The organism is Kitasatospora sp. NPDC057500, from assembly GCF_042802195.1.
Lineage (GTDB): Bacteria > Actinomycetota > Actinomycetes > Streptomycetales > Streptomycetaceae > Kitasatospora.
Map to the genome: position 1 here is coordinate 1 of NZ_JBHVER010000439.1, position 1,514 is coordinate 1,514.

Annotated in this window: 1 protein-coding gene; it reads right to left on the bottom strand. The window is 68.0% G+C overall.

From position 1 onward, the window contains the following. On the bottom strand, positions 1-1,514 hold a 1,514-nt coding region (locus tag ACFU74_RS37270; RefSeq protein ID WP_380764576.1), incomplete at both ends, for a beta-ketoacyl synthase N-terminal-like domain-containing protein.

The following is a 1,514-nucleotide window of genomic DNA, read 5'->3' on the forward strand; positions in this document are numbered from 1 at the left end:
TTCGACTTGATGGAGCCGAGGTGCAGGGGCTGGTCGGCGGGGCGGTCCTGGCCGTAGGTGGCCAGGAGTGCCTGGGCCTCGATCGGGTCGCCGAGGCGGGTGCCGGTGCCGTGGGCCTCGACGGCGTCGACCTGGTCGGCGGCAAGGCCGGCGTTGGCGAGCGCCTGGCGGATGACCCGCTCCTGGGAAGGGCCGTTCGGAGCGGTCAGCCCGTTGCTGGCGCCGTCCTGGTTGACGGCGCTGCCTCGCACCAGCGCCAGCACGGTGTGCCCGTTGCGCTGGGCGTCCGACAACCGCTCCAGGACCACCAACCCCACACCCTCGGAGAATCCGGTTCCGTCGGCGCTCGCGGCGAACGGCTTGCACCGACCGTCCGCTGACAGTCCGCGCTGCTGGCTGAACTCGATGAAGGTGTTCGGGGTCGCCATGAGAGTGACGCCACCCGCGATGGCGAGATCGCAGTCGCCGTACCGCAGGGCCTGGCTGGCCAAGTGCATGGAGACCAGCGACGAGGAGCACGCCGTGTCCACCGTCACGGCCGGGCCCTCAAGACCGAGGGCATAGGCGATCCGACCGGACGCCACACTGCCGGCACTGCCGTTGCTCATGAATCCTTCGAGCCCAGCCGGAGCCTGAGCGAAGCGTGTCCCGTAGTCGTTGTACATGACGCCGGCGAACACACCGGTGCGGCTTCCACGCAGGGTGGACGGATCCACTCCGGCACTCTCGATCGCCTCCCACGCGCATTCCAACAGCAGCCGCTGCTGGGGGTCCGTGGCGAGCGCCTCACGAGGGCTCATGGAGAAGAACTCGGCGTCGAAGGAATCTGCTTCTTCGAGGAAGCCGCCGTGCCGGGTGTAGACCTTGTGCGGTTGTCCCTCGGCCTGATCGTAGAGATTCTCCAGATCCCAGCCCCGGTCGGTGGGGAATTCGCCGATTGCGTCGGAGTCCGCTGCGAGCAGTTGCCAGAGTTCCTGGGGCGTGCGGACGCCTGCCGGGAAGCGGCAGCTCATCGCCACAACGGCGACCGGTTCCTCGATCGTGGCCCGCACGTTGTCCGGGGCCGCTTCCGTCCCCTGGGGCCTCACCATCTGGTCTCGCAGATAGTTGGCGAGCGTGGTGGGAGTGGGGTGATCGAAGACCAGGGTTGCCGGAAGACGGATTCCGGTGATGGCGCTGAGCTTGTTGCGGAGTTCGACGGCGGTGAGGGAGTCGATGCCCAGTTCCTTGAATGGGCGGTCCGCTTCAACCTCTGCGGGGTTGGTGTGGCCGAGGATTGCGGCGAGTTGTTCGCGGACCAGATTGATCAGTACCTGGTCACGCTCGCGCTCGGTCATCGCGGAGAGCCGCTGAGCGAGGCCGCCCTGCTCGCTCTTGCTGCCGTTGGCTGCTGCGGCGCGGAGCCTGGGTGACGTCAGGGGCAGGAGGGTGCGGTAGATGGGCGGGAGGTCGGGGTTGTTGCGGAGGGCGGTGGTGTTGAGGCGGGCGGTGAAGTGGTGGGGTCGGTTGCTGTT